Below are 250 nucleotides of genomic sequence, written 5' to 3'. Positions count from 1 at the left end.
GACCCGGCGGGGGGCCGGCCGGTGTACGCCATCGACGGCTGCGCCCCCCCCGCGTCGACCGGCGACGCCCTGCCCCGGCGCGCCCGCAAGGTGATCTGCTCCCTGTCCCCCGGTGCGTGGGAGGACGGGCGCCCCGGCGGGGGGAAGTTCCCCGCCGCCGTGCTCGGGCAGGGCACCGGCTGGGACGCCGGGCGGTGGCTCGACATCCGGCGCACCGCCGTCGGGGGGCCGCTGAGGGCCACCCGCCTCG

The 250-nt window shown here is 81.6% G+C and carries 1 protein-coding gene; it reads left to right on the top strand.

The window, feature by feature from the left end:
* The coding region (locus A4V12_RS05130) for an endo alpha-1,4 polygalactosaminidase (protein WP_199831220.1) at positions 1 to 250 on the top strand (250 nt) is incomplete at both ends.

The sequence above is a fragment of the Streptomyces noursei genome (assembly GCF_001646665.1).
Classification (GTDB): Bacteria; Actinomycetota; Actinomycetes; order Streptomycetales; family Streptomycetaceae; genus Streptomyces; species Streptomyces lavendulocolor.
The sequence above is the reverse complement of the archived record's forward strand: the minus strand, read 5'-3'. Positions and strand labels throughout refer to the sequence as shown.